The 26,334-nt window shown below is 73.4% G+C and carries 22 protein-coding genes; 10 read left to right on the forward strand and 12 right to left on the reverse strand.

The window, feature by feature from the left end; translation table 11 throughout:
* The first annotated feature begins 33 nt into the window (after positions 1-33).
* The 3 genes from KG102_RS01195 to KG102_RS01205 all read left to right on the forward strand — a co-directional run bounded on the left by KG102_RS01195 (position 34) and on the right by KG102_RS01205 (position 3,450).
* Complete coding sequence (locus KG102_RS01195; RefSeq protein ID WP_243884667.1) at positions 34-1,839, forward strand: FAD-binding protein; 1,806 nt, start codon at positions 34-36, stop codon at positions 1,837-1,839.
* Positions 1,836-2,744, forward strand: coding sequence for an LLM class flavin-dependent oxidoreductase (locus tag KG102_RS01200; protein ID WP_208289640.1), 909 nt, complete (start codon positions 1,836-1,838; stop codon positions 2,742-2,744). The genes KG102_RS01195 and KG102_RS01200 overlap by 4 nt, the downstream gene beginning before the upstream one ends.
* A 154-nt stretch (positions 2,745-2,898) precedes the next feature.
* Positions 2,899-3,450: a M15 family metallopeptidase gene (locus tag KG102_RS01205; RefSeq protein ID WP_208289639.1), complete on the forward strand. Its 552-nt coding sequence runs from the start codon at positions 2,899-2,901 to the stop codon at positions 3,448-3,450.
* 4 nt (positions 3,451-3,454) lie between these two features.
* Here KG102_RS01205 and KG102_RS01210 read toward each other — a convergent pair whose 3' ends face one another.
* Positions 3,455-3,847 carry a phage holin family protein gene (locus tag KG102_RS01210; protein WP_208289638.1) on the reverse strand — a complete coding sequence of 131 codons (393 nt, stop codon included), beginning with the start codon at positions 3,845-3,847 and terminating at the stop codon, positions 3,455-3,457.
* A gap of 153 nt (positions 3,848-4,000) precedes the next feature.
* Between KG102_RS01210 and KG102_RS01215 the strand changes: the two genes are divergently transcribed.
* Together KG102_RS01215 and KG102_RS01220 are read left to right on the forward strand one after the other, a co-directional pair.
* A complete protein-coding gene (locus KG102_RS01215) occupies positions 4,001-6,472 on the forward strand; it encodes a glycogen/starch/alpha-glucan phosphorylase (protein WP_208210258.1) in 2,472 nt (823 codons plus the stop codon).
* Between the two features lie 180 nt (positions 6,473-6,652).
* Entirely contained in the window at positions 6,653-7,069 is a 417-nt protein-coding gene (locus KG102_RS01220) for a DUF5997 family protein (RefSeq protein WP_249667416.1), read from the forward strand.
* A 153-nt stretch (positions 7,070-7,222) separates the two neighbouring features.
* Here the strand turns inward: KG102_RS01220 and KG102_RS01225 are convergent, their stop codons facing one another.
* The 3 genes from KG102_RS01225 to KG102_RS01235 are packed head-to-tail and all read right to left on the reverse strand — an operon-like array spanning position 7,223 to position 9,551.
* Entirely contained in the window at positions 7,223-8,023 is an 801-nt protein-coding gene (locus tag KG102_RS01225; RefSeq protein ID WP_208289637.1) for a LysR family transcriptional regulator substrate-binding protein, read from the reverse strand.
* On the reverse strand, positions 8,020-8,754 hold the full coding sequence (trmB, locus tag KG102_RS01230; RefSeq protein WP_208289636.1) for a tRNA (guanosine(46)-N7)-methyltransferase TrmB: 735 nt from the start codon (positions 8,752-8,754) through the stop codon (positions 8,020-8,022). Before trmB ends, KG102_RS01225 begins: the two co-directional genes overlap by 4 nt.
* A gap of 11 nt (positions 8,755-8,765) precedes the next feature.
* Positions 8,766-9,551, reverse strand: a complete 786-nt coding sequence (locus KG102_RS01235; RefSeq protein ID WP_208210255.1) for a VOC family protein — start codon at positions 9,549-9,551, stop codon at positions 8,766-8,768.
* A gap of 90 nt (positions 9,552-9,641) precedes the next feature.
* On the opposite strand from KG102_RS01235, the gene KG102_RS01240 reads away from it, so the two are divergent.
* Positions 9,642-10,625, forward strand: coding sequence for a cation diffusion facilitator family transporter (locus KG102_RS01240; RefSeq protein WP_208289635.1), 984 nt, complete (start codon positions 9,642-9,644; stop codon positions 10,623-10,625).
* Positions 10,626-10,665: 40 nt separating this feature from the next.
* On the opposite strand, the gene KG102_RS01245 is transcribed toward KG102_RS01240, so the two are convergent.
* A complete protein-coding gene (locus KG102_RS01245; RefSeq protein ID WP_208289634.1) occupies positions 10,666-11,610 on the reverse strand; it encodes an alpha/beta hydrolase in 945 nt (314 codons plus the stop codon).
* Positions 11,611-11,725: 115 nt separating this feature from the next.
* Between KG102_RS01245 and clpB the strand changes: the two genes are divergently transcribed.
* Positions 11,726-14,314 (forward strand): ATP-dependent chaperone ClpB, encoded by a 2,589-nt coding sequence (clpB, locus tag KG102_RS01250; protein ID WP_208210252.1) that lies wholly within the window; start codon positions 11,726-11,728, stop codon positions 14,312-14,314.
* A gap of 22 nt (positions 14,315-14,336) precedes the next feature.
* On the opposite strand, the gene KG102_RS01255 is transcribed toward clpB, so the two are convergent.
* Positions 14,337-15,785: an outer membrane protein assembly factor BamB family protein gene (locus tag KG102_RS01255; RefSeq protein ID WP_208289633.1), complete on the reverse strand. Its 1,449-nt coding sequence runs from the start codon at positions 15,783-15,785 to the stop codon at positions 14,337-14,339.
* Between the two features lie 37 nt (positions 15,786-15,822).
* On the opposite strand from KG102_RS01255, the gene KG102_RS01260 reads away from it, so the two are divergent.
* Positions 15,823-16,884: a Gfo/Idh/MocA family protein gene (locus KG102_RS01260; protein ID WP_208289632.1), complete on the forward strand. Its 1,062-nt coding sequence runs from the start codon at positions 15,823-15,825 to the stop codon at positions 16,882-16,884.
* Between the two features lie 5 nt (positions 16,885-16,889).
* Positions 16,890-17,507, forward strand: a complete 618-nt coding sequence (locus tag KG102_RS01265) for a TetR/AcrR family transcriptional regulator (protein WP_208289631.1) — start codon at positions 16,890-16,892, stop codon at positions 17,505-17,507.
* A gap of 42 nt (positions 17,508-17,549) precedes the next feature.
* Here KG102_RS01265 and KG102_RS01270 read toward each other — a convergent pair whose 3' ends face one another.
* From KG102_RS01270 to KG102_RS01295, 6 genes are all read right to left on the reverse strand, one after another.
* Positions 17,550-18,089, reverse strand: coding sequence for a hypothetical protein (locus KG102_RS01270; protein WP_208289630.1), 540 nt, complete (start codon positions 18,087-18,089; stop codon positions 17,550-17,552).
* 153 nt (positions 18,090-18,242) lie between these two features.
* The gene (locus KG102_RS01275; RefSeq protein ID WP_208289629.1) at positions 18,243-20,480 is read right to left on the reverse strand and encodes an aryl-beta-d-glycosidase; all 2,238 of its coding nucleotides are present in this window, start codon (positions 20,478-20,480) and stop codon (positions 18,243-18,245) included.
* A 63-nt stretch (positions 20,481-20,543) separates the two neighbouring features.
* Positions 20,544-21,176: a septum formation family protein gene (locus KG102_RS01280; RefSeq protein ID WP_249667417.1), complete on the reverse strand. Its 633-nt coding sequence runs from the start codon at positions 21,174-21,176 to the stop codon at positions 20,544-20,546.
* Positions 21,177-21,208: 32 nt separating this feature from the next.
* Complete coding sequence (locus KG102_RS01285; protein WP_208289628.1) at positions 21,209-22,444, reverse strand: DUF4190 domain-containing protein; 1,236 nt, start codon at positions 22,442-22,444, stop codon at positions 21,209-21,211.
* Positions 22,445-22,516: 72 nt separating this feature from the next.
* Positions 22,517-23,308 (reverse strand): exodeoxyribonuclease III, encoded by a 792-nt coding sequence (locus KG102_RS01290; protein ID WP_208289627.1) that lies wholly within the window; start codon positions 23,306-23,308, stop codon positions 22,517-22,519.
* A gap of 47 nt (positions 23,309-23,355) precedes the next feature.
* Positions 23,356-23,946: a TetR/AcrR family transcriptional regulator gene (locus KG102_RS01295; protein ID WP_208210244.1), complete on the reverse strand. Its 591-nt coding sequence runs from the start codon at positions 23,944-23,946 to the stop codon at positions 23,356-23,358.
* A gap of 70 nt (positions 23,947-24,016) precedes the next feature.
* On the opposite strand from KG102_RS01295, the gene KG102_RS01300 reads away from it, so the two are divergent.
* A complete protein-coding gene (locus tag KG102_RS01300; RefSeq protein WP_208210243.1) occupies positions 24,017-26,326 on the forward strand; it encodes an MMPL family transporter in 2,310 nt (769 codons plus the stop codon).
* Positions 26,327-26,334 lie beyond the last annotated feature (8 nt).

Below are 26,334 nucleotides of genomic sequence, written 5' to 3' on the forward strand. Positions count from 1 at the left end.
GTCTGTGCAACATACGATATGGGAGTGGCCGATATGGAGCTCGAGCTCGGGATCGCCGTGGACGCGGGGCCCGACGCGGGGCCGCTCGCGCAGCGGGCGGAGGCGGCAGGTCTGGACCTGGTCGTGGTGCGCGAGGGCGCGGCCCGCCTGGACCCCTGGACGACGGCGGCGTGGGTGGCGGGCAGCACGGGGCGGATCCCGGTCGGCGTGTCCCACGGCCCGGCGGGTCCGGCGGGGTACCCCGCGGTGGTGGCCAAGGCGCGGCAGAGCCTCGACGTGCTCTCGGGTCCCCGCCTGATCGACGCCGAACCCGGCTGGGTCGTCGCCCCGGCGGGTGCGCACGTCGCCGAGCTGCGGGACCTCGCCCGGACCGGGCTGCCGGTGGTCGTGCCGGTGACCGCCGTCGAGGACGTCGACCGCGTGGCGGCGCTGGCGGGGGACCGCAGCGGCGGTCCGCGGCGTTCGGCGGCGGCACGGTCCCGCCGCCGGGACGGCATCGACTACGACGGCGTGCCGGAGACGCTGCGCGACACCGCGGTGGAGCCGGGGGACCGCGGCTACCGCGCGGTGAGCTCGAACTACCTGCGCGGGGGCGCGCCCGGACTGGTGCTGCGGCCGCGCACGCCGGAGCAGGTCGCGGACGCGGTCGCGTTCGCGCGCCACCACCCGCACGTGCCGCTGGGCGTCCGCAGCGGCGGGCACGGCATCAGCGGCCGGTCGACGAACGACGGCGGGTTGGTCATCGACGTCGGCGCGATGAGCTCGATCGAGGTGCTCGACGTCGATCGCCGGCTGGTGCGGATCGGTCCCGGCGCCACCTGGAAGCAGGTGGCGGCCGCCCTCGACCCGTACGGGTGGGCGCTCGGCTCGGGCGACTACGGCGGTGTCGGGGTGGGCGGGCTGGCCACGGCGGGCGGGATCGGGTACCTGTCGCGTGCGCACGGGCTGACGGTCGACCACCTGCGCGCGGTCGAGCTGGTGCTCGCCGACGGCAGCCTGGTGCGCGCCGCCGCACACGAGCGCCCCGACCTGTTCTGGGCGGTCCGGGGCGCGGGTGCGAACTTCGGCATCGCCACCGCGTTCGAGTTCGAGGTCGACGAGGTGGGCGATGTCGGCTACGCCATCCTGGCGCTGGTCACCCCCGACATCGAGGCGTCGCTCCTGCGGTTCGGGGAGCTGGCCACGCAGGCACCCCGGGACACCACCGTCTTCCTGGTCACCGGCCGGCCGCGTCACGGCCAGTCCGTCATCCAGCTCTATGCCATGGTCGACTCGTCGGACGCGGACGTCATCGTCGGGCGGCTCACGCCGTTCCTCGAGCTCGGTGACCTGGCGCAGCAGGAGGTGGCCGTGACGCGGTACGCGGGCGTGATGGCCCGGGCGCACGACGTCGGCCCGGACGGCCACCAGGGCACGGGCGAGCCGGTCTCCCGGTCCGCGTTCGCGCCCCGGATGACCCCGGAGCTCGCGCACGACCTCGGGGAGCTGCTCCGCACCGGACGCGTCTTCTTCCTCCAGCTGCGCACCATGGGTGGGGCCATCGCCGACGTGCCGTCCGCCGAGACGGCCTTCGCCCATCGTTCGCCGGACTTCCAGCTGACCGCGATGGGCACCGAGCACGCGTCCCTGGACCCGGCCTTCGACCGGCTCGCCCACCACTTCGACGGGCTGTACCTCAGCTTCGAGACCGACCTGCGACCCGAGCGCCTCGCCGACGCGTTCCCGCCGCTGGTGCTCAGCCGACTGCGCGACGCCAAGCGGCGCTACGACCCCGACAACCTCTTCCGTGACAACTTCACCGTCGACCCGCTCGGCGGGCGACCGAAGGAGAGCTCATGACCGACTACGGGCACGACCTGCTGTTCGGCACGTTCACGACCCCGAGCGTGGCCGGCGCGCAGCAGGTGATCGACCTTGCCGTCACGGCCGACCGCGCCGGGCTGGACCTGGTCACCTTTCAGGACCACCCGTACCAGCCGGCGTTCCTGGACACCTGGACCCTGCTGTCCTACGTCGCCGCCCGCACGAAGAGCGTGCGCCTGAGCGGCAACGTGCTGAGCCTCCCGCTGCGCCCGCCGGCGGTGCTCGCCCGGGCCGTCGCCTCGCTGGACCGCCTCAGCGGCGGGCGGATCGAGCTCGGCCTCGGCGCGGGAGCGTTCTGGGACGGCATCCAGGCGATGGGCGGACGCCGGCTCACCCCCGGTCAGGGCGTCGACGCGCTGCGCGAGGCGGTGACGCTCATCCGCGACACCTGGGACACCGACACGCGCGGCGGCGTGCGGCTCGACGGCCGGTACTACCAGGCCGCCGGCGCCAAGCGCGGTCCGGCGCCCGCGCACGACGTCGACATCTGGCTCGGTGCCTACAAACCGCGGATGCTGGCGCTGACGGGGGAGGTCGCCGACGGGTGGCTGCCCACGTTCGAGTACCTCGACGACGGGCTCGCCTCCCTCCCGGAGCTCAACGCGCGGATCGACGACGCCGCGCTCGCCGCGGGTCGCGCACCGCAGGACGTCCGCAGGCTGATGAACGTCATGCGCGTCGAGTTCGCGCCCTCGGGTCGGGGGCTGCTCGCCGGGCCACCGGCGCTGTGGGTGGAGCAGCTCACGGACCTGGCCCTGACGCACGGCATCACGGCGGTCCTGATCGGGGGCGACGACGCCGTCACCCTCGAGCGGTTCGCCGCCGAGGTGGTCCCCGCGGTGCGGGACCAGGTCGGTCTGGAGCGGGCCGCGACGACCTGACGTCCGGTGCGGGTGGCGCGACGGGATCGAGGGACCCGCGTCGGGGGCCCGCCCGGGGGCGGAGCTCCCTAGGTCGGCGGGGCGACCTCACGCCGCCGGACGTCAACCCGTGGGTCCACGCGCGCCGGCCGCCCGGCTCCGCACAGTGGCGACCATGACTCGCTCCCTCGGCCCACGTGCCGCACCGGACCGCCGCCGCCGCACGCGATGGGCGGCCCTGGCCCTGGCCGGCACGCTGGCCGCCGGGGCCGCGTTGGTCGTGCAGGACCTCGGCGGCGCGTTCCCCACCGATCCGCCCCCGCCCCCGTCGGCCATGTCCGCCACGACTCCCACCGGCCTCGACCCCGAGCTCGAGCGGCGGTTCGGGGACGCCCAGGGGGCCGCTGCGGCCGACGGGGTGACGCTGACCCTGACCTCGGGCTGGCGCTCCGCAGCGCAACAGCAGGCGCTGGTCGACGACGCGATCGAGCGGCACGGGTCGCTCGAGGAGGCACGCCGCTGGGTGCTGCCGCCGGAGTCGTCCGCGCACGTGCAGGGGACGGCGATCGACGTCGGTCCGACGGAGGGAGCGCTGTGGCTCGGCGAGCGCGAGGTCGAGTTCGGCCTGTGCCGGACGTACGCCAACGAGCTGTGGCACTTCGAGCTGCTCGCCGACGGGGCCGACCGCTGCCCGGACCAGCTCCTGGACTCGTCTGGCGGCTGGTGAGGCGTCAGGCCGTCGCGTCCTTCTTCTGCACCCGGTTGCGCAGGAAGATCAGCGGGAGGATCAGCGTCGCGAGCATCGTGACGATCCAGACGGTGAGCGAACCGAGCACCCAGGCGGTCGCGCCGTCGATGGTCAGCCCGTCGCTGATGAGCGACGCCACGAACAGCGCCACCACGGTGGAGACCAGGCCGACCGCACCGGTCAGCGCGTTGGCGTACTTGCGCGACATCACCAGGAACCAGGGCGTCAGGACGCTCTGCAGGACCGCGAACACGACGACCGCCACCACGAAGCCGGACGCCCGGACGGTGAAGCCGTCGACGACGAGCGACGCGATCCACAGGCCCAGGGCTGCCGAGGCCAGGAAGATCAGGGCGCGGATGAGAAAGACGACCATCGGACGCACCCACTTCGTCGTCGGTGACGGGCGCAGGACGGCTCCGGGGCCCTCTTGTCACCCTAGGGAGCAACCCCGCGTGTGACCAGACCGTTTGTTACGAGTGGTCGCATCGCGCTGGACCTCTCCGGGGAGCCCGCTAACGTGAGGAGGGTGACGGACAACAAGACACTCATCGCCACCCCCGAGCACACCGTGGACGGCTTCGTCCGCGAGTTCTTGCGGGAGCTGAACTTCGGTCAGGGCACGGACCTCGCGCGGGCGTCGGTGAACGACAAGTACCTCGCCATGGCGCGCACCGTTCGCCACTACCTGATGGTCCGGTGGCTGGCCACGCTGAAGCGGCAGGGTGAGCTCCAGGCGAAGTCGGTGGCGTACCTGTCGGCGGAGTTCCTGCTCGGCCGGCAGCTGGACAACGCGCTGCTGGCCGCGGACCTCGACGAGGTCGTCGAGGAGGGTCTGGCGTCGCTGGGCATCGACCTCGCCGAGCTGCGTGAGGCGGAGGTCGAGCCGGGTCTGGGCAACGGCGGCCTCGGCCGGCTTGCGGCGTGCTTCATCGACTCGCTGGCGACGATGAACGTACCGAGCATCGGCTACGGCATCCGGTACGAGTACGGCATCTTCCGGCAGACGTTCGTCGACGGCTGGCAGGTGGAGAAGCCCGACAACTGGCTGGCGCTGGGGTCCCCGTGGGAGTTCCCGCACCCCGAGTCCGCCGTGACGGTCGACTTCGGCGGGCACACCGAGCACTACGAGCAGGACGGCGTCACGCGCTCGCGGTGGGTGCCGGGCTGGAGCGTCCTCGGTGTCCCCTACAACTACATGGTTCCCGGGTACGAGAACGGCCGCGTGAACACGCTGCGGCTGTGGAGCGCCCGTGCCACGCGCGCCTTCGACCTGGAGATCTTCAACGCCGGCGACTACGCGCAGGCGGTCCGGGCGCAGACGTTCGCGGAGAACATCTCCAAGGTGCTGTACCCGGAGGACTCCACGCCGCAGGGCAAGGAGCTGCGCCTCCAGCAGCAGTACTTCTTCGTCGCGTGCTCGCTGCGGGACTTCATCGAGCAGGTGCTGCCCGAGGACTTCGACCTGCACAAGCTGCCCGACCGCATCATCTTCCAGCTCAACGACACCCACCCCGTCATCGCGATCCCCGAGCTCATGCGGCTCCTGGTCGACGAGCGCGGCTGGGACTGGGACGAGGCGTGGGCGGTCACGCAGAAGTGCTTCGCCTACACGTGCCACACGCTGCTGCCGGAGGCCCTGGAGGTCTGGTCGGTCGAGCTCCTGGGCAAGCTGCTGCCCCGCCACCTCGAGATCATCTACCGGATCAACGAGGGCTTCATGGCCGAGCTGCGCGAGGCGTACCCGGACGACGAGCTGCGCGTGCGTCGCATGTCGATCATCGCGGAGTACCCGGAGCGGGCCGTGCGCATGGCGTACCTGGCCACCGTCGCCGGCTCGAAGGTCAACGGCGTCGCCGCCCTGCACTCGCAGCTGCTCAAGGACAAGGTCCTGCGCGACTTCTCCGAGTTCTTCCCGGACAAGTTCACCAACGTCACCAACGGCATCACCCCGCGGCGGTTCGTGCGGCTGGCCAACCCCGGCCTGTCGGAGCTGATCACGTCGGCGATCGGTGACGGCTGGGTCACGGACCTGGACCGGCTCAAGGAGCTGGAGCCGCTTGCCGACGACGCCGGCTTCCGGGAGGCGTTCCGCGCGGTCAAGCGCGCGAACAAGCTGCGCCTGGTCGACGTGCTCGCGGAGCGCGACGGCATCCGGGTGGACCCGGACACGATGCTGGACGTCATGGTCAAGCGCCTGCACGAGTACAAGCGCCAGACGCTCAAGCTCCTGCACGTGGTCACGCTGTACGACCAGGTGAAGTCCGGTGCCGTGCGGATCGAGGACATCACCCCGCGCACCTTCGCGTTCGGCGCCAAGGCAGCCCCGGGGTACCGGATGGCCAAGCAGACGATCGGCCTGATCAACGCGGTCGGCCGCACGGTCAACAACGACCCCGCGCTGCAGGGCCGGCTCACGGTCGCGTTCCCGGCCAACTACAACGTCACGCTCGCGGAGAAGCTCATCCCCGCGGCGGACCTGTCGGAGCAGATCTCCCTGGCCGGCAAGGAGGCGTCGGGCACGGGCAACATGAAGTTCGCCCTCAACGGCGCCCTGACCATCGGCACCGACGACGGCGCGAACGTCGAGATCCGTGAGCTGGTCGGCGACGACAACTTCTTCCTGTTCGGGCTGCTCGAGCCGGAGGTCGCGCAGATCGTCGAGGCCGGGTACCGCCCGAGCGCCTACTACGAGGAGAACCGCTCGCTGCGGCACGCCCTGGACCTCATCGCGTCCGGTGAGTTCTCGGGCGGCGACCGCGCGACGTTCGAGCCGATCGTGTCCAACCTGCTGTCCGAGGACCGGTTCCTGGTGCTGGCGGACTACCAGGCGTACATCGACGCCCAGGCCCGGGTCGACGAGGCGTACGCGGACACCGACGCCTGGACGCGCTCGGCGGTGCTCAACGTGGCCCGGTCCGGCTTCTTCTCCTCGGACCGCAGCATGCGCGACTACATCGACCGCATCTGGCACACGTACCCGGTGCCCCCCGAGCGCTGACGAGGAGTGCATCGGAGGGTGGGGGCGCGCCAGCGCACCCGCCCGCAGCGGAACGCATCGGCAGCGCGACCATGAGAACGAAGCGCTGACCCTCTCCACCCCCAGCGTCCGAGCAGATGGCGGTCATAGCCCACATCTGCTCGGACGCTGTGGTGTCTCGGCGGGGCCTACCCTGGTGCAGTGACACCGCCCAAGAAGTCCCAGGAGATGAAGGCGTCGACCGCCGCCGCCAAGCTCGACGTGTACCTGCCGGCGACCCCGGAGGACTTCCAGAACCGGATGATCACGCGCGAGGAGCTCACGGAGCTGCAGCGCAACCCTCCGCAGTGGCTGGTGGACCTGCGTCGTGAGGGGCCGCACCCCCGCAGCGTCATCGCCGGTCGGCTGCGCATCTCCATCAGCGGGCTCGCGCGCGGCGGGATCACCGAGGCGCTGACCACCGAGCAGATCGAGGCCCTGCAGGCCGACCCGCCCAACTGGCTGGTGCGCGAGCGCGAGATCGCCGCGCAGGTCCGGCTCGAGGAGCGGCTGCAGGAGTCGCGCGAGGCCGATCGCAAGGCCGAGGCGGACCGCAAGGCCGCCAGCGGCAAGGGCTGATCAGAGCCCGCCGCGGGGCGGGTACCAGCACGGGGGTGTCGCGGTTGAGCGACTCCCCGCGGAAGTACGGCCGCAGGGACGCCCTGGCGCATGCGACCGCCCAGAACAACCTGGGTCGCGTTTCGACCCTGCCAGACGCGACTGGTGTTGTTCTCAGCGGCCGGGGCGAGGGCGACGGGGGTTGGGCTTCTTCGACGACGTGCCCTTCGACGAGCTCTTCGACGAGCTCGGTGCCGATGTGCCCTTCGACGACGAGCTGCCCGACGCGCCCTTGCCCGACGCTCGTGCGCCCGAGGCACCGCGCTGCTTCGGCGGCTCCGGAGGTGGTGGTGCGCCGCGGCCGCGCGAGCTCGTCGCGGTGCGGCCGCGGACGATGCCGATGAACTCCTCGGTGAGGTCGTCGTACCGGTCGGTCACCCACGCGAGCCCGATCGCCGACCCGGGAGCGTCCCGCACGGGACGCGCGACGAGCCCGCGGCGCTGGTGCAGCCGACCCAGCGACTGCGGGAGCACCAGGACGCCGACGCCGGCGGCGACCAGGTCGACCGCGTCGGCGGTGGTGTCGACGGCTCCCCCCGCGAACCGGGTGCCGGGCGGGTCCGTCCAGCGCAGCTGGTCGTCGAGGGGCACGACGAGGGTCTCGTCCTCCAGGTCGGCGGCGTCGACCTCGTCGACCACGCTGATCACGTGGTCCTTGGTCACCATGACGACCGTGGCCTCGGTGTACAGGGGGATGGTCGACAGGTCGTCGCCGTCCGCGGGCAGGCGCACCAGCGCGGCGTCGGCGGCGCCGGCACGCAGCAGCGGCACGGCCTGGTCGGGCGAGGTGTGCACGAGCTCGATCGGCACGTCGGGCAGCCGCTCCTGCCACACGCGCAGCCACCGGTCCGGGTTGACGCCGGGCACCAGGGCGATGCGGAACGCGGGCGCGGGGCGGTCCGGGGCGGTGCTCATCGGACCCTCCGGAACACCAGGTCGCGGACCTCGTGGCCCAGGTCCAGACCGCGCTGCTCGAACTTGGTGACGGGGCGGTGCGCGGGGTGCGGCGCGAAGCCGTCGGTCGTGTTCTCCAGGAACGGGTCGGCCGTGAGCACCTCGAGCATCGCGTCGGCGTAGTCCACCCAGTCGGTCGCGCAGTGCAGGGTGCCGCCGATCCGCAGCCGCGAGCGCAGCAGCGCCACGTGCGACGGCTGCACGAGGCGGCGCTTGTGGTGCCGGGCCTTGGGCCACGGGTCGGGGAAGAACGCGTGCACGGCGTCGAGCGACTCCTCGGGGAGCACGCTGCGCACCAGGTCGAGCGCGTCGCCGTGCGCGATCCGGACGTTGGTGAGGCCGGCCCGGTCGATCAGCCCGAGCAGGTGCGCGACACCGGGCAGGTGCGCCTCGACCGCCAGGTAGTCCCGCGCCGGGTCCGCGGCGGCCATCGCGGCGGTCGTCTCGCCCATGCCTGAGCCGATCTCCAGCACCACGGGCGCCGACCGCCCGAAGAGCGCCCGGGTGTCCAGAGCGCCGTCGCGCAGCGGGACGGGTGAGCGCGGGTCGTGCACCGAGAAGCCGAAGCGCGGCCACAGCCGGGCCAGCGCGTCCTCGCGCCCGGCACTGAGCGGCGCGCGGCGGGGATGGAATGTGCGCAGCGGCTCGTGCGGGCGGGAGGCCACGTGCCGGAACGCGTCGGACGGGGTCACGAGGGTCCAGCCTAGGCGCCGCCGGCCACCGGACCCATCAGCGCGAAGACCTCCCCGAACGGTCCGGCCACGATCGCCATGCGGCCGAACGGCGTGTCCGTGGCCGGGCTGACCACCGTGCCGCCCAGCTCCGCCACCTGCGCGGCCGACACCTCCGCGTCGGCGACGCCGAAGTAGAGGGTCCACGCGGCCGGCGCGTCGGCCCCCGCCTGCGGGCCGTAGCCGCCGACGCCGGCGAGCGGTTCCCCCTCCAGCGACACGGACGCGTACTGGAACCCGGGCGCGCTCAGGTCCTCGACCGTGTACCCGAACACCCGCTGGTAGAAGGCGAGCGCGCCGGGCTGGTCGTGCACCATGACCTCGCACCACACCACCGCGCCGGGCTCGTCCACGACGTCCCAGCCGGTGTGCGTGCCGGGCTCCCAGACGCCGAACACGGCCCCGGCGGTGTCGGCGAAGAGCGCCATGGCGCCGAGGTCCATGATCCGCATCGCGGGAACGATCTCCTTCCCGCCCGCCTCGGTGATGGCGGCCGTGGTCGCCGCGAGGTCGTCGGCGGCCAGGTACACGCACCAGGCGGGCGGCCCGGGCGGGTCCGCCTCCATGGGCTCGCCCATCCCGACGACCCGTCGGCCGCCGACGTGCGCCTGCGTGTAGAAGCCGAGCTCCGGGCCGCCCACCTCGAACTCCCACCCGAGCAGCGGCCCGTAGAACGCGCGGGCGGTCGTCAGGTCCGGGACGGTGATGTCTGCCCAGGCCGGGGTGCCGGTCGGCCAGGCGTCGTGATGAGTGGTCATGGACCCACCCAACACCCCACCACCGGCCGGTGCGCGTCGACCGGCGGCCAACCAGAGACAACCGGGTGACGCCTGTGGTAGCCACGTCTCATGGCCGACGCACCGGACGGCGAGTCACCGGTCGACATCACCGGGCAGCCCCCCGGTCCGGACACCCACGCGGAGAGTGCGCTCACGGTGGCGGTCGCGTTCGGCGCCAACCTGCTGATCGCGATCGCCAAGACCGGCGCAGCCGTCGTCACGGCGTCGGCCTCGATGCTCGCGGAGGCGGCGCACTCGTGGGCGGACACCGGCAACGAGATCTTCCTGATCATCGCGCAGCGCCGTGCCGCCAAGGCCGCGGACGCCGACCACCCGTTCGGGTACGGGCGGGAGGTCTACGTCTGGTCCCTCTTCGCGGCGATCGGCCTGTTCGCGGTGGGGGCGGGCGTCTCGATCACGCACGGGATCTCCGAGCTCGCGGACCCGGAGCCGGCCAGCGACTTCGGCGTCGCGTACGCGGTGCTCGCGGTGGCGTTCGTCCTCGAGGCCATCTCGTTCCGGCAGGCGACGCGGCAGGCCCGGCAGGGGGCCGCGACGCAGCACCAGGACCTGCTCGACCACGTCCTGGCGACCTCCGACCCGACGGTGCGCGCCGTGTTCTTCGAGGACGCGGCGGCGCTGGTCGGCGTGGTCGTCGCGGCAGCGGGGATCGGGTTGCACCAGGTGACCGGGTCGCCCGTGCCGGACGCGGTGGGCTCGATCCTGGTGGGGATCCTGCTCGGGGTCGTCGCGGTCGTGCTGATCGACCGGAACCGCCGGTTCCTGGTCGGCCAGGTGGTGGACCCGCAGGTGAGGGCAGCCGCGGTGCGGTCCCTGCTCTCGTTCACCGAGGTCGAGCGGGTGACCATGCTGCGGCTCGAGTTCGTCGGCGCCCGGCAGGTGTACCTCACCGGCGCGGTGGACCTCGCGGGGAACATGACCGAGACGGACACGGCACGCGTGCTGGCCTCGCTCGAGCGCCGCCTGGCCCGGTCGCCCGCCGTGGTGGGCGCGACCCTGACGCTGTCCCTGCCCGAGGACCCGGCCCTGTGAGCGAGGGGGTGCGCGTCGCGGCGGACGGCCGGTCCCCCGATCAGGGCAGGCGGGCGTCCAGGAACGCCAGCACCTCGCCGACGTAGGTGTCGCGGGCGGGCGCCGGGGACAGCGCCAGGTCGTGCGCGCCACCGGGGATCTCGACGAACGTGACGTCCGGGCCGAGCAGAGGTGCGCGCTCCTTGATGTGCGCGACGTCGAGCACCGAGTCGGTGGTCACCAGGGCGTCGTGCCACGCGTCGTCCGGACCTGACGCGTCGGACGCCAGCACGAGCACGGGGACGTCGATGTCCAGCCCGCGGGCCACCCTGGCGTGCCCACGGCGGACCGTCCGGGCGAACCCGGCCCGTGCCGGGAACCCGTCGAACGGCTTCCACGCCAGGTCGTACGACCACTCGCCGCCGGTGCTCTGGTGCAGGGCGCGGCCGTAGTACGGGTCGATCCCGCTGACGACGAGGTTCGGGGCGACCTTGCCGACGACGTCCAGCACGCCGGTGAACACGGTGCGCTCGAACCACGAGCCCCGCAGGTCGAGCCATGGGCTGTTCAGCACGAGCGCGTCGATCAGGCCCTCGCCGCGGCGGGAGTCGGCCCACAGGGACGTGACGAGCCCGCCCATCGAGTGGCCGAGCAGGACGACCTCGTCGTGGTCGGCGCGCAGGAGGCGGATCGCGGCGTCGAGCTCCTCGGCGAACGCGCCCAGGTCCGTGACGTGGTTGGGCGGTCGGCCGTCGCGGATCGAGCGCCCGTAGTCGCGCAGGTCGAGCGCGTAGACGTCGTAGCCGTGCGCGGCCAGGGCGTCACCGAGCGCGGCGTGGAAAAAGTAGTCGACGAAGCCGTGCACGTACAGCAGTGCGCGTCGCGAGGGCGATCCGGTCCGGTGCACGAGCGTCGCGACGGGGTCCGGGGAGCCGCCGTCGGGACGCAGGGGGAGGGTGCGCGCGGTCCAGCCCGCACCGAGCACGTCGAGGGCGTCGTCGGTCATGGCGCGAATCGTGCCACGGACCCGCCCCACGGGTGGCGGGCAGAGTTGAGTGGAATAGACTCAACTTCGGCCGTCGTTGCGATGAGCAGACACGACACACTTCTCAGGAGGTCATGTGGACGCCAAGTTCACCACCAGGTCCCAGGAGGCACTGGGCGACGCCATCCAGCAGGCGTCGGCCGCCGGCAACCCGCAGCTCGAGCCGGCGCACCTGCTCAACGCACTGCTCCAGCAGGAGGGCGGTGTCGCGAACGGTCTGCTCGACGCGGTCGGTGCCGACCGCGGCGCACTCGGTCGCGCCGTGCGCGGCATGCTCGTCAACCTGCCCACCACCAGCGGCTCCACCGTCGCGCAGCCCACGGCCTCGCGGGCCACGTCGACCGCGCTGGAGGCCGCCTCGTCCGAGGCGCGCTCGCTGGGCGACGACTACATCTCCACCGAGCACCTGCTGCTCGGTCTGGCCGCCGGCCAGTCCGGCGTCGCCGACGCCCTGCGTGCCCAGGGCGCGTCCCGAGACGCGCTCGCGGCCGCGCTGCCCGCGGTGCGCGGCTCCGCGCGCGTCACCACGCCGAACCCCGAGGGCACCTACAAGGCGCTCGAGCAGTACGGCGTGGACCTGACGCAGCGCGCACGCGACGGCAAGCTCGACCCGGTGATCGGCCGTGACGCCGAGATCCGCCGCGTCGTGCAGGTCCTGTCCCGGCGCACCAAGAACAACCCCGTCCTCATCGGCGAGCCCGGTGTGGGCAAGACCGCCGTGGTCGAGGGGCTCGCCCAGCGGATCGTCGCGGGCGACGTGCCCGAGTCCCTGCGCGGCAAGAAGCTGGTCGCGCTCGACCTGGCCGCGATGGTGGCCGGTGCCAAGTACCGCGGCGAGTTCGAGGAGCGGCTCAAGGCCGTGCTCTCGGAGATCACCGGCTCCAACGGCGAGGTCGTCACGTTCATCGACGAGCTGCACACGGTCGTCGGCGCGGGCGCCGGCGGCGAGGGTGCCATGGACGCGGGCAACATGCTCAAGCCCATGCTGGCGCGCGGCGAGCTGCGCCTGGTGGGCGCGACGACGCTCGACGAGTACCGCGAGCGCATCGAGAAGGACCCCGCGCTCGAGCGGCGGTTCCAGCAGGTCTTCGTCGGCGAGCCGTCCGTCGAGGACACGATCGCCATCCTGCGTGGGCTCAAGGAGCGCTACGAGGCGCACCACAAGGTCACCATCGCCGACTCGGCGCTGGTTGCCGCCGCGACCCTGTCCGACCGGTACATCACCGGTCGCCAGCTTCCGGACAAGGCGATCGACCTGGTCGACGAGGCCGCGTCGCGCCTGCGCATGGAGCTGGACTCGTCGCCGATCGAGATCGACGAGCTGCAGCGCGCCGTCACCCGGCTCGAGATGGAGGAGGTCGTGCTCTCCGAGTCCGACGACCCCGCCTCGGCCGAGCGCCTGGAGCGGCTGCGCAAGGACCTGGCCGACCGGCGCGAGGAGCTCGCGGCGCTGACCGCGCGGTGGGAGAAGGAGAAGGCCGGGCACAACCTGGTCGGTGACCTGAAGGCCCGCCTGGACACGCTGCGCTCCGAGGCCGACCGGCTGCTGCGCGAGGGCGACCTCGCCGGTGCGGCGCGCATCCAGTACGGCGAGCTGCCCGCGCTCCAGCAGGAGATCGCGGCGGCGGAGGCGGTCGAGGACGCGGTCGACGCCGCCCCGGACGGCCCGCCGATGATCGCGGAGAAGGTCGGTCCCGACGAGGTCGCCGAGGTGGTCGCGCAGTGGACCGGCATCCCCGCCGGGCGGCTGCTGGAGGGCGAGACCGCCAAGCTGCTGCGCATGGAGGAGGTCATCGGCCAGCGGCTGATCGGGCAGCGTCCCGCCGTCGCGGCCGTGTCGGACGCGGTTCGCCGGTCGCGCGCGGGCGTCTCCGACCCCGATCGGCCCACGGGCTCGTTCCTCTTCCTCGGCCCCACCGGCGTCGGCAAGACCGAGCTGGCCAAGGCGCTCGCGGACTTCCTGTTCGACGACGAGCGCGCGATGGTCCGCATCGACATGTCCGAGTACGCCGAGAAGCACTCGGTCGCCCGGCTCGTCGGCGCGCCCCCCGGTTACGTCGGCTACGAGGAGGGCGGCCAGCTGACCGAGGCCGTGCGGCGCCGGCCGTACTCGGTGGTGCTGCTCGACGAGGTCGAGAAGGCGCACCCCGAGGTGTTCGACGTGCTGCTGCAGGTGCTCGACGACGGGCGCCTGACCGACGGCCAGGGGCGGACGGTCGACTTCCGCAACGTGATCCTGGTGCTCACGTCCAACCTGGGCTCGCAGTTCCTGGTGGACCCGATGCTGTCCGACGAGGAGAAGCGCGACACGGTGATGGCCGCCGTGCGCGCGGCGTTCAAGCCGGAGTTCCTCAACCGGCTCGACGACGTGGTCCTGTTCGACCCGCTGTCGCTGGAGGAGCTCGGGCAGATCGTGGAGCTCCAGGTCGCCGCGCTGGCCGCGCGGCTGAAGGGCCGTCGGCTCACGCTCGAGGTCTCACCGGCCGCCCGCGAGTGGCTGGCGATCGAGGGGTTCGACCCCGCGTACGGTGCCCGTCCGCTGCGGCGGCTGGTGCAGCGCGAGATCGGCGACCGCCTCGCCCGGCAGATCCTGGCCGGGGAGATCAAGGACGGGGACACCGTCGTGGTCGACCGCGGCGAGGACGGGCTCGTGGTCGGGCGCTGACCGGCCGGGCTGGGCTGACCCGTCAGCCCAGCCCCACCATGCCCTGCTCGCCGGCGCCGACCAGGTAGCGGCCCGCCGCGAGGGCGAGGTAGACGCCGTCGGGCGTCGCCAGGCGACGCACGAGCGTGCCGTCCCTGCGGTCCAGGACCGTCACCGTCGCCGCGCCGTCCTCCGCGTCGGCGGACTCCACCAGCAGGATGTGCGCCCCGTCGGTCAGCAGCTCGGCGGAGCTCCCGTCGGCGACCCCCGGAGCGGTCCAGCGGCTGGCGCCGGTGCGCGCGTCCAGGGCGACGACCCGCTCGCCAGCGCTCAGGTAGACCGTTTCCTCGAGGATGAGCACGGTCTCCCGCCAGCCGGACGAGGCACCGACGTCGGCGGCCCAGAGCCGCTCACCGGTCCGGCCGTCCCAGCCGTACGCCTTGTCACCGATCGACACCTCGAGCCCGGGCACGCTGCCGTCGTCGACTGCCCGTTCGAGCAGCTGGCCGCGCACCTCGAGGGGTGGCCGGCCCGGGCGGAACACCCGTTGGAGCCGCCCGACACCGTCCGGATCCGGGCGGTCCAGGTAGAACCGTCCCTGCGACGTCATCCCCCAGCTGTCCGTCTCGGTGTCCTCCTCCACCCGCTCGCCGGACGCGGACACGAGCACGGCGCCGCCGGTCAGGTTGAGCACGACCGCCAGGTCGCCGATCCCCGTGATGAACGTGCTCCCCGGGTCCACCACCCCGCGCACCGGGTCGGCGTGCCGGTACCGCCAGAGCTCCTCGCCGGTGAGCGGGTCGGTCGCGACGACGACGAGGTGGCGGTCGTCGCCGATCGTCGCCGCGGCGACCAGCCCCGGCAGGACCGCGATCGAGACGGTCGGGATGATCGGGTGGTCGGCGAGCACGCGTCCGTCGGCCAGGTCCAGGACCACCACCCGCGACCCGGTGGGCATCTGCGCACCGTCGCCACCGTTCTCGGAGCTGCTCAGGTCGCCCTCGATCACGAGGCAGACCACCCGTTCCGGCTCGACGCCGGGGTCCGCGGTGCACATCGCCCCGCCGGGCGTCGGCGGGTCCGCGTCGGGACCCGTGAGGGGCGTGGACCAGGCGCGCTCGCCGGTGCGCAGGTCGAGTGCGTCGTAGGACGTGGCGCCGCCGGCCGACCCCACGGCGCCGTGCAGGCGGTCGTTCGCGACGGGGCCGTCCACGGCGGGCGCGGTCATGCCGTCCGCGAGCCGCCACCGGACCTCGAGCCTCTCGCCCAGCGGGGCGATCGCCCCCGGCAGCGCCGCGATCCGCGCGTCCGCGGCGCGGGACCGGGCGTCGGCTACCTGCTGTACCCCCAGGGCGATGCCCACCGCCGCGACCGGAACCGCCCACAGCCACCACCGGCGGCCTCGTCGGGCGGCCGGTTGCGGCGCCGGCGACTCGGTCGGTTCGTCCGACTCGACAAGGTCGACCGGGGTGAGGGGGCCGCGACGCGCCATGGCCGGAGAGTACCGCCGCGCCTGGCAGGCTGCGGGCATGTCATCCGACCTCCTCCTGCCCGAGCCGCGCGTCGCCGACCCCCGGGAGGCACCCCCGCTGCGCTGGGGCGTGCTGGCGCCCGGGTTCATCGCCGGCCGGTGGGCGCACGCCGTCCGCACGCACACCTCGCAGCGGGTCGTCGCCGCGGGGTCGCGGTCGCTCCCACGGGCGCAGGAGTTCGCCGACGCCCACGGGATCGACCGGGCGTACGGGTCCTACCAGCAGCTGGTCGAGGACCCCGACGTCGACGTCGTGTATGTCGCCAGCCCGCACAGCCACCACCGCGACCAGGCGCTCCTGGCGATCGAGGCCGGCAAGCACGTGCTGGTCGAGAAGGCGTTCACCCGCAACGCCGCCGAGGCGCGCGAGCTCGTCGACGCGGCCCGGGCCGCCGGCGTGCTGCTCATGGAGGCCATGTGGACCCGGTACCTGCCGCACACCGACGTGATCCGACGCCTGCTGGCGGACGGCGCGCTGGGCGACGTGCACCGCGTGGCCGCCGACTACGGCGTCCGCACCGCGCCGGACCCGTCGCACCGGCTCCTGGACCCGGCACTGGCCGGTGGCGTGCTGCTGGACCTCGGGGTGTACCCGCTGGCGTTCGCGTCGTTCGCCGCGTCGGCCGCGCGCCCCACGAGCGTCCAGGCGACCGGGGTTCTGGCGTCCACCGGCGTGGACGCCCAGGTGTCGGCGATGGTCGGGTACGGACCCGACCTGCAGACCTCGGTCTTCACGTCGCTGCTCGCCGCGACGCCGCACACCGCCCAGATCGCCGGCTCGGCCGCGCGCGTCGAGGTGGGGGAGCAGTTCTACCTTCCGACGACCGTGACGCTCGTGCGCGACGGGCAGCGGGCCACCTGGGACGACAACCGCATCCACGGGCACGACGGCCTGTGCTTCCAGGCGGCGGCCCTCGCCCGGTATGTCGCCGAGGGCAGGACCGAGTCCCCGTGGCAGCCGCTCGACGAGACGGTCGCGATCCTCGAGACCGCCGACGAGATCCGCCGACAGCTCGGCGTGGTCTACCCCGGGGAGGACGCGACCGGGCTGGCATCCTGAGGCCCATGACCACCGAGGCCGGCTCCCCGCGGTCGGGCGGCTACGCCAGGGGTCGCGCCACCCGCGCGGAGATCCTCGACGCCGCCATGCGGCTGTTCGGCGAGGTCGGGTACCGCACGGCCTCCCTGCGGGAGGTGGCCGCCCGCGTCGGCATCTCCCACCCCGGCCTGCTGCACCACTTCCCCAGCAAGGCGGCGCTGCTCGCGGCGGTCCTGGAGCGGCGCGACGAGGTCGACGAGGCGGCGTTCCAGGCGGACCTGGCCGCCGGGCACGAGTACGTGGAGGCGCTGACCCGGGTGATCGAGCGCAACGCGTCGCGCCCCGGCATCGTCGAGCTGTACGCGACGCTCTCCGCCGAGGCCACGTCGCCTGGGCACCCCGCGCACGCCTACTTCCAGGAGCGCTACCGGCGCGTGGTCGACCGAGCGGTCGGCGAGTTCGAGCGCTGGCGCGACGAGGGTCGGCTGCGGCCCGGTCTGGACCCGGAGACCGCCGCCCGGCTCACCGTCGCGGTCCTGGACGGCATGCAGATCCAGTGGCTGCTGACGGCGGACGCCCCGGACGCCCGTCCGGACATGGCGGCCGCCCTGCGGGCCCAGCTCAACGCGGTGCAGGCCCCCTGAGGTCGGTTGTTGCAACCACCGAGCTGGGCCGCAACCACGGCCTCAGACGCCGTCGACCAGGTCGGACCAGAACGGGATGCCGTGAGTCGCGGGCGGGACGGGGCCGGAGCGGCCCAGGAACTCGCGGGCCAGGTAGTCGGCGAGGTCGGAGCCGTAGTGGATGACGTCCGTCCCGTAGACCGAGAACACCGGCACGCCGCGCGGGGCGGGAGCTGCCGGTAGGTAGCGGTGGCCCCAGACCGGGACCATCCGCGGGACCGCGGCAAGGTTCTCGCGGGCCGCGGTCTCCCGGTCGGCCGGTGCGTCGCCCCACGACGCCGGCCAGAAGTCGCCGCTCAGGACGTCGGAGATGACGCTCTCGACGGGCCACGCGAGGCTCTGCCGCAGCGGCTCCTCGTCGTCCGACAGCCAGTCCGGCCAGTGGTCGCCGACGGGGACCGCGAGCTCCAGCAGCGCGCGGTGGTCGGCGCAGAACGTGAACCCGAACCGCCGCTCCACGTCGGCGATCTCTTCGGCGGTCAGCGCCGGGTCGAGCCACACACCTGCGGCGTCCAGGTCAGCCAGCACGCCCTCGAGATCCATGCCCCGAGTGTCCCAGCCGCCGACGCCGACCCCTGCCGCTGGCCGCTGCCACCGGCCCGCTGCCACCGGCCGCGTCGCCGAGATCGTGGGTTCCGCACGAGATCGTCAGCTCGGAGTGTCGTTCTCACGCCGAAGCCACGATCTCGCGGGCGGTCAGCTCGCCGCTGCCTGGGCCACCAGGGCGTCCAGCCGGGCGCGGTCGAAGCCCGGGATGCCGAACTCGGCGATGACCTTGGCGGGCATCTGCAGCATCATCGCCGCCATCGTGTCGTCCAGGGGCAGGTCGGCCGGCGGCACCAGGGCGGCCTGCATCAGCGGTCCACCGACGGGGTGGGCGAACCACTCCTCGATCGTCGACATCGAGGTGAGCGGGCTCCACAGCGGCTCGCCCTCGACGTGGAGCGAGACCGACCCTCGGATGTCGCGCGACGACGCACCGGCCTCCACGACGAACTCGCCGCCCTCGACCACCCAGCGCCGCAGCCCGGGGTGCCAGTACGACAGGTCCCGGGCGGTCAGGGCGAATGCCACCTCGCGCGACTCGCCGGGCTCAAGCGCCACCTTGGCGAACGCCTTGAGCTCGCGCGTCGGGCGCAGGACAGCGGCCCGTGGGTCCCGCAGGTAGACCTGGACCACCTCCGCGCCGGCGACCGGCCCCGTGTTGGTGACCGTCACGGTCACGGTGACGTCGGACCCGTCGACCGTCGCGTCCAGGGAGTCGTAGGAGAACGTCGTGTACGACAGCCCGTGGCCGAACGGGTAGGCCACGTCCATGGCACGCGTGTCGTACCAGCGGTACCCCACCAGCACGCCCTCGCCGTACCGGACGACACCCGCCTCGCCGGGGAAGTTCCCGAACGCCGGGGTGTCCTCGATCCGGTGGGGGATCGTCTCGGCCAGCCTGCCGGACGGGGTGCGGATGCCGAGCAGCAGGTCGGCGACCGCCGATCCGCCCGCCTGGCCGCCGAGCCACGTCTCGAGGATCGCCGGGACGAGGTCGTGCCAGCCGGACACGCCGACCGCAGACCCGTTGGCGAGCACGACGACGACCCGGGGGTTGACCGCGGCGACCGCCCGCAGCAGGGCCACCTGGTTGTCGGGCAGCTCGAAGCGGGGCCGGTCGTAGCCCTCGGACTCGTCGGGCGCGGGCAGCCCGACGAACGCGACGACGGTCCCGGCGTCACGGGCCACCGACACGGCCTCCGCCAGGAGGTCGTCGTCGTCGCCGGCCGGACCGCCCGGGATCGTGAAGCCCGCCGCGAACGGGACGTCGTCGCCGACCGAGCGCAAGGCGTCGAGCGCGGCGTCGAGCCGCGTCGGGTTGACCTGCGACGACCCGGCGCCCTGGTAGCGGGGGGTGCGGGCGAACTCGCCCACGACCGCGACGCCGTCGGTGGACGGGAGCGGGAGCAGCGCGCCCTCGTTCTTGAGCAGCACCGAGCCCGCGGCCGCGGCCTCGCGGGCCAGGTCGTGGTGGGCGTCGACGTCGAACGAGGCTGCCGACGAGACAGCGGGCAGGCCCCTGGCGACGAGCCGGAGCACCCGTCGCACGGACGCGTCGAGCACGGACTCGTCCAGCGAGCCGTCGCGGACCGCCGCCACGATCTCGTCGTCGGGACCCGGACCCGCGCCGGGCATCTGCAGGTCGAGCCCCGCGGCGAGCGCGGGGACCCGGTCGTGCACCGCCCCCCAGTCGGACACGACGAGCCCCTCGAACGCCCACTCGTCGCGCAGGATCTCCGTGAGGAGCCAGTGGTTCTGGGACGCGTACGTGCCGTTGACCTTGTTGTACGCGCACATCACGGTCCACGGCTGCGCGTCCTTCACGACGCGCTCGAACGCCGGCAGGTAGATCTCGCGCAGGGTGCGCTCGTCCACCTCGGCGGACACGCGCATGCGGTCCGACTCCTGGTTGTTCGCGGCGTAGTGCTTGAGCGACGTGCCGACGCCCTGGCTCTGGATGCCGCGCACCAGCGCGGCGCCCAGCACGCCGGCCACCACCGGGTCCTCGGAGACGTACTCGAAGTTGCGACCGCACAGCGGCGTCCGCTTGAGGTTGACCCCCGGGCCGAGCAGGACGGCGACGTCGTTGGCCCGCGTCTCGCGGCCGAGCGCCTCTCCGACGCGCGTCAGCAGGTCGGCGTCCCAGGACGAGCCGAGGGCCGCCGCGGTGGGGAAGCAGGTGGCGGGCACGGACTCGCCCAGGCCCAGGTGGTCGGGGTTGTCCGACTGCTTGCGCAGGCCGTGCGGGCCGTCCGAGACCATGACCGCGGGGATGCCGACGCGCTCGACGGCCGTCGTGTGCCAGAAGTCGGAGCCGGACGTCAGCGACGCCTTCTCCTCCAGCGTCAGCTGGGCCAGTGCGCGTTCGACATCGAAGACCTGCGTCATCGCGGGTCCCTCCTCGTGGGTCGGTAGGGACACGCTAGCCGATTACCTACCGCGTGGTAAGTGTCACGGCTGGCTCACTGTGCCGTCGAGGAACGAGCCGGTGACCTGACCGTCGACGAACGCCAGGCAGAGCCCCACCCGGTCGCCGTCGGCCCACGAGCGCTCGGTCGGCGCCCACGTCACGGTGCGGACCCCGGCGGCCACCTCGGTGTCGTCGAGCACGCACGCACGGGCCACCCGGGCGTCGGCGGCCTGCTGGCCGGGCCACACGGCGTCCTGCGCGAAGAGGAACTCGGTGATGACCTGGGCCTGGTGCGGGTCGGCGCACGGCACCACCCGCACGGTCCCGACCGACCCGTCGGCGGGCAGCGTCTGCACGCAGCTGCCGGTGACCAGCTGCTGCGCGTGCGCGTCACGAGGGGCGGACAGATCCGCAGGCAGCGGCTGCGTGCCCCGCCACGTCAGCACCGCGGCGGTCCCGACCACCGCGAGCGCCACGGTCCCCACGAGGCCCAGGACGCCGCCGGCCAACGCGATGCCGCGACCACGGGTGTGCCGCGCCGCCGTGCGACGCAGGGCGACGACGGCGAGTGCGACGGCCACCGGCCCGAGACCCAGCAGAGCGACGACCAACGACCAGACGGCCGTCGGCTCCAGTCGCGCGCGCGGTTCCACCCACCCCGGTGCGTAGTGCACCGGTGGGTGGGTGTACGGGTCCGCCGGGTCGCTCAGGACTGGGTCCCGGCGAGCTGGAGGGTCTGCGTCACGGCCGAGCCGGTCATGCCGGGCTCGTCCCCGTAGAAGACGCAGTAGGCGGTCACGCGGCCGGCGGAGAAGTCGTCGGGGTGCGGGTAGTAGACGTCCATGGTGCCGTCCGAGAAGTAGAACGGCAGCAGGCCCTCGGTCAGCTGGTCGCACTCCGTCCAGGCGGCGTCGTAGGCCGGGTCCGTCACCTCGAGGTCTAGGCTGACCGGCCCCGACATCGTGACCGTCCCCACGACCTCCGCGTCGTGCGGCGCGGCGCAGTCGACGGGGTCGGTGTCCGCCATGTCGTACTGCAGCGGGTAGGTGGTCAGGCACGTGCCGACGGCCAGGTCGGTGCGCAGCGTGTAGTCGGGCAGCGCGGAGCCGGCGTCGGGCGCGGCCGTGCTCTCGGTTCCCTCCTCGATCCCGCTGGCGGGGTCGTCCCAGAAGTCGTCCTGCGAGCCGCTCGTGCCCGCGATGAGCAGGACGAAGAACACGATGTACGCGAGGATCGCGAGCATCGCCAGGACGCCGACGGCGCCGACGGCAATACCGGCGATGGCCCACCCGCGGCCCGCCTTGCCCGAGGTCTTGATCCGACGCAGCGCCGCGATGCCGAGCCCGATGCCGACGGGACCGGGCAGCCCGCCGAGGAAGAACAGGCCCGCGGCGCTCGTGACGAACGACGCGATCGCCATGCCCTCGGTGGGCGGTGTCGCGTAGGGCTGGCCGTAGCCGTAGGGCTGGGCACCGTACGGCGTCTGGCCGTACCCGGGTGCCCCGTACTGAGGTGCGCCGTACTGGGGCGACCCGTACGGCGGTGCGCCCTGAGATGCCCCCTGCGGAGGTGCTCCGTACTGCGGTGCGCCGTACTGGGGTGCTCCCTGCGGTGCCCCGTACGTGGGCCCCGTGTACTGCGGCGCTCCGTACTGCGGCGCTCCGTACTGCGGTGCCCCCGGCTGGGGGGCGCCGGGCGCGGCGGGTGCCCCGCCGGGCTCTCCGTCGGGGGTCGGCGCCGGGACCGTGTACGGCGACGCCGCCGAGGTCGGCCCGCCGTACGGGGCGGTGGGGGCCGTCTCCCCGACCGGGGTGCGCACGGCCTCGTAGCCGCTGGGCGGCACGGCCTCGTAGCCGCTCGGGGCCGGCGAGGGATCGGTCGAGGTCGACTCGGGGGGTGCGTAGGGGTCCGGGACTGCCGGCCCCCCGGTCTCGTTGCTCATGCGCGAACGCTAGCCCACAGCGCGACCACGAGGTCCGGCCAGCCCGCGGAGATCACCCGCGCGCGAGCCGCCTCAGTCCGCGATCTCGAGCACGACCGGCACGTGGTCGGACGGTGCCTTGCCCTTGCGCTCGTTGCGCTCGATGGTGGCGCCGGTGACGCGTGCGGCGAGCGCGGGCGTCACGTAGGTCAGGTCGATCCGCATGCCCTCGTTCCGGGGGAACCGCAGCTGCTGGTAGTCCCAGTAGGTGTAGGTGTGCTCGGCCGGCAGGTGGACGCGGGACACCTCGGTGTACCCGGCCTCGGCGATCGCGGTGAACGCCTCGCGCTCCGCGGGGCTCACGTGCGTGCTCCCGGCGAACCGGGCGATGTCCCAGACGTCGGTGTCCAGCGGCGCGATGTTCCAGTCGCCGACGAGCGCGACCTGCGCCTGCGCGTCCGCCGCGAGCCAGCCCTGCGCGGCGTCCCGCAGGCGCGCGAGCCACTCCAGCTTGTACGCGTAGTGCGGGTCCGCCAGCTCGCGACCGTTCGGCACGTACAGGCTCCACACCCGCACGCCGCCGCACGTGGCTCCGATCGCCCGTGCCTCGGCCGCCGCGGGGTCGCCCCAGGTCGGCATGCCCGGGAAGCCGATCTCGACGTCCTCGAGGCCGACCTTGGAGATGATCGCGACGCCGTTCCACTGGCTGTGACCGGCCGTCGCGACCTGGTACCCGAGCGCCTCGAAGCCCTCCCGCGGGAACTGCTCGTCCTTGCACTTGGTCTCCTGCAGAGCGAGGACGTCGACGCCCGTCCGCTCGAGGAAGGCGAGGGCGCGGTCCGCTCGCGCGCGGATCGAGTTGATGTTCCAGGTGGCCAGGCGCATGGGGCAGGACGCTACCCGGCCACACCCACCACCCCGTGCCGGGGTGGTCAGCCCTGGGTCGGCCAGCCGGCGACCGCCGACCACGCCCAGTCGGCGACCTCCTGCGGCGGGGGCAGCGGGTCCCGCTCCAGCCAGGCGACGAACACGCCGATCACCGATCCCGCGATCGCGGCCGCCGCGATCGGGCGGGGGATGGCCGCGAGCGCAGGAGGGGCGCCGTGCCGCTCGAGGCCCTCGAGGGCCAGCGCACCGATGCGGCGGCGCAGCCGGCTCACGGCGACGGGGGAGCCGTGCTCGCCCAGGACGCTGCGGTACAGCGCGAGGTTGTCGGCGACGTGGGTGGCGTACCGGACGAGCACCTCGGGGGTCTCGCCGCTGACCAGGCTCGGGTGGATGGTGCTGAGGTCCGCACCCACCAGCGCGGCCTGCGCGTCGAGCGCGTCGGACAGCAGCGTGTCGGTGTCGGTGTAGTGCTGGTAGAAGGTGCTGCGGTTCACGGTCGCGCGGTCGGCGACGTCTGCGACGGAGATCTCGTCGAGGCTCCGTTCCCGGGCCAGCGCCAGCAGTGCATCCTGGAGGAGCCGGCGGGTGCGCAGCACGCGGGGGTCCACCCGGGCGCCGTCGTCCTGGCTCGTCACGGGTCCATGATGCCACCGGCGTCTAACCAACACGTGTCGGGTAGAATGCAGCGTCAACCGAGGAGTGAACATGGCACGCGTGCTGGACCGTCTGGGCCGGGGAAGCTACCGCCACCGTTGGATCGTGCTCGTCGCGTGGCTCGTGGTGCTCGCCGCGGCCGGCGCCGGTGCGCTCGCCTCGGGGCTGAGCCTGTCGAACTCGTTCACGATCCCCGGGACCGAGTCGGACCGTGCGCAGGCGCTCGTCGCCGAGCGCCTCGGCGACCAGGCCGCCGGGGTCGGGTCCAGCAGCAGCGCGCAGGCCGTGCAGGAGGACGAGCCGTCCAGCGCGCGCGTCGTGGTGGCCGCGCCGGAGGGGGAGTCGTTCCTCGAGGGCACCGGGATCCCGGACGTGCTGACCGCGCTCGCGCCGATCTCCGCCGCGCAGGACGTGGTCGGCGTGTCCGACCCCGTCACCAGCCAGGCCGTGGCCCCGGACGGCAGCGTCATGTACGTCGACGTGCAGTTCGCCGTCGGCCCGCAGGACGTGCCGACGGCGACCACGGACGTGTTCGAGGACGTCGCCGACGCGCTCGAGGCGGAGGGCTACGAGGTCGCCCTGTCCGGCGGCCCGTTCACCGCGCCCCTCAAGCTGGTCGGTCCCACCGAGGCGCTCGGCCTCGTCGTCGCGCTCGTCGTCCTGGTGGTGACCTTCGGGTCGCTGCTCGCGGCCGGCATGCCCATCCTCACCGCCCTGCTCGGCGTGGGCATCGGCGTCGCCGGCGTCCTGGCCGTGGTCAGCGACGTGTCGTCGGCCACCCTGACGCTCGCGCTGATGCTCGGACTCGCGGTGGGCATCGACTACGCCCTGTTCCTGCTCTCCCGGCACCGCCAGCAGCTGGCCGACGGGATGGACCCGATGGTGTCCGCCGGTCGTGCCGTGGGCACCGCGGGCAGCGCCGTCGTGTTCGCCGGCATCACCGTCGTCATCGCGCTGGTCGCGCTCGTCGTCACCGACATCCCGTTCCTGGCGACCATGGGTCTGGCCGCCGCGGCCACCGTCGTCATCGCGGTCCTCGTGGCCATCACGCTCCTGCCCGCGATCATGGGCTTCGCCGGCGAGCGGCTGCGTCCGCGGGGCCGGGCGCAGCGGCAGGCCGAGCGCTCCCGCGAGGGCCGCAACCGGTGGGGCGTGCTCGTCACCACCCACCCGATCGTCACGCTCCTGGTCAGCGCGGCGGTGCTGCTCACGATCGCGGTCCCGGCGCTCAGCATGCGGCTCGGCCTGCCCGACGCCGGCCGCGAGCCCGAGGGGTCGGGCGACCGCCGCGCGTTCGAGCTGCTCGCCGAGGGCTTCGGCCCGGGCTTCAACGGCCCGCTCGTCGTGCTCGTGGACGCGGCCGAGGACCCGAGCGCGCTGCCCGGTGCGGTCCAGTCCGTCGTCGCGACGGTCTCCGAGCTCCCCGACGTGGCCTACGCGTCCCCGGTCGCGGCCCCCGGTGCCACGGCCAGCGAGGGCGCCGACGCGGCGCTCGTGATCGTCATCCCGACCGGCGCCCCGGACTCGGAGGAGACCGCGGAGCTGGTGCACGCCATCCGCGACGCGCGCCCGGACCTCGAGGCGTCGACCGGCACCCAGCTGTGGGTCACCGGCTCCTCCGCCGCCAACATCGACATCACCGAGAAGCTGGCCGACGCGTTCCCGGTTTTCCTGCTCATCGTGGTGGGGCTCGCCTTCGTCCTGCTGCTGGTCGCGTTCCGCTCGCTCCTGGTCCCGGTCACCGCGGTGCTCGGGTTCCTGCTGACGATCGCGGCGGCGTTCGGTGCGACGACGGCCGTGTTCCAGTGGGGCTGGCTGGCCGGCGCCTTCAACGTCGACTCCTCCGGCCCGCTGCTCAGCTTCCTGCCGATCCTGGCCGTCGGCGTGCTGTTCGGACTGGCGATGGACTACCAGGTGTTCCTGGTGTCCCGGATGCGCGAGGAGCACGTGCACGGCGCCGACCCGCTGACGTCGGTGCGCCTCGGGTTCGCCCACGGCTCGCGCGTGGTGCTGGCGGCCGCGCTGATCATGATCTCGGTGTTCTCCAGCTTCGTGTTCACCGGCTCCGCGACGATCGGCCCGATCGCCTTCGCGCTCGCGATCGGCATCCTGTTCGACGCGCTCGTCGTGCGGATGACGATCATCCCCGCCGTGATGGCGCTGCTGGGCGGCTCGGCGTGGTGGCTGCCGCGTTGGCTCGACCGCATCATCCCGAACGTCGACATCGAGGGTGCGGCGCTGGACCGCGCGGGCTCGCACGCCGCGGCCGCCCCGGTGGACGAGGTGCCCGAGGGCACGCACTCCGGGTCCCACGCAGCTCACGGTGCCCATGCCGAGACGGGGACGCCTCCGCGCGGCTAGCCTGCTGC

The sequence above is a fragment of the Cellulomonas fengjieae genome, from assembly GCF_018388465.1.
GTDB classification, from domain to species: domain Bacteria; phylum Actinomycetota; class Actinomycetes; order Actinomycetales; family Cellulomonadaceae; genus Cellulomonas; species Cellulomonas fengjieae.

Bases quoted from the DNA above. Each gene is read 5' to 3' on its own strand.
- KG102_RS01290 (WP_208289627.1), bottom strand. From the start codon at position 23,308: ATGCGCCTGGCCACCTGGAACATCAACTCGATCCGCGCGCGAGCGGAC.
- KG102_RS01255 (WP_208289633.1), bottom strand. From the start codon at position 15,785: ATGGCGCGTCGCGGCCCCCTCACCCCGGTCGACCTTGTCGAGTCGGAC.
- KG102_RS01240 (WP_208289635.1), top strand. From the start codon at position 9,642: ATGGCCGACGCACCGGACGGCGAGTCACCGGTCGACATCACCGGGCAG.
- KG102_RS01285 (WP_208289628.1), bottom strand. From the start codon at position 22,444: ATGAGCAACGAGACCGGGGGGCCGGCAGTCCCGGACCCCTACGCACCC.
- KG102_RS01205 (WP_208289639.1), top strand. From the start codon at position 2,899: ATGACTCGCTCCCTCGGCCCACGTGCCGCACCGGACCGCCGCCGCCGC.
- KG102_RS01195 (WP_243884667.1), top strand. From the start codon at position 34: ATGGAGCTCGAGCTCGGGATCGCCGTGGACGCGGGGCCCGACGCGGGG.
- KG102_RS01265 (WP_208289631.1), top strand. From the start codon at position 16,890: ATGACCACCGAGGCCGGCTCCCCGCGGTCGGGCGGCTACGCCAGGGGT.
- KG102_RS01260 (WP_208289632.1), top strand. From the start codon at position 15,823: ATGTCATCCGACCTCCTCCTGCCCGAGCCGCGCGTCGCCGACCCCCGG.
- KG102_RS01275 (WP_208289629.1), bottom strand. From the start codon at position 20,480: ATGACGCAGGTCTTCGATGTCGAACGCGCACTGGCCCAGCTGACGCTG.
- KG102_RS01245 (WP_208289634.1), bottom strand. From the start codon at position 11,610: ATGACCGACGACGCCCTCGACGTGCTCGGTGCGGGCTGGACCGCGCGC.
- KG102_RS01270 (WP_208289630.1), bottom strand. From the start codon at position 18,089: ATGGATCTCGAGGGCGTGCTGGCTGACCTGGACGCCGCAGGTGTGTGG.
- KG102_RS01210 (WP_208289638.1), bottom strand. From the start codon at position 3,847: ATGGTCGTCTTTCTCATCCGCGCCCTGATCTTCCTGGCCTCGGCAGCC.
- KG102_RS01200 (WP_208289640.1), top strand. From the start codon at position 1,836: ATGACCGACTACGGGCACGACCTGCTGTTCGGCACGTTCACGACCCCG.
- KG102_RS01300 (WP_208210243.1), top strand. From the start codon at position 24,017: ATGGCACGCGTGCTGGACCGTCTGGGCCGGGGAAGCTACCGCCACCGT.
- KG102_RS01235 (WP_208210255.1), bottom strand. From the start codon at position 9,551: ATGACCACTCATCACGACGCCTGGCCGACCGGCACCCCGGCCTGGGCA.
- KG102_RS01225 (WP_208289637.1), bottom strand. From the start codon at position 8,023: ATGAGCACCGCCCCGGACCGCCCCGCGCCCGCGTTCCGCATCGCCCTG.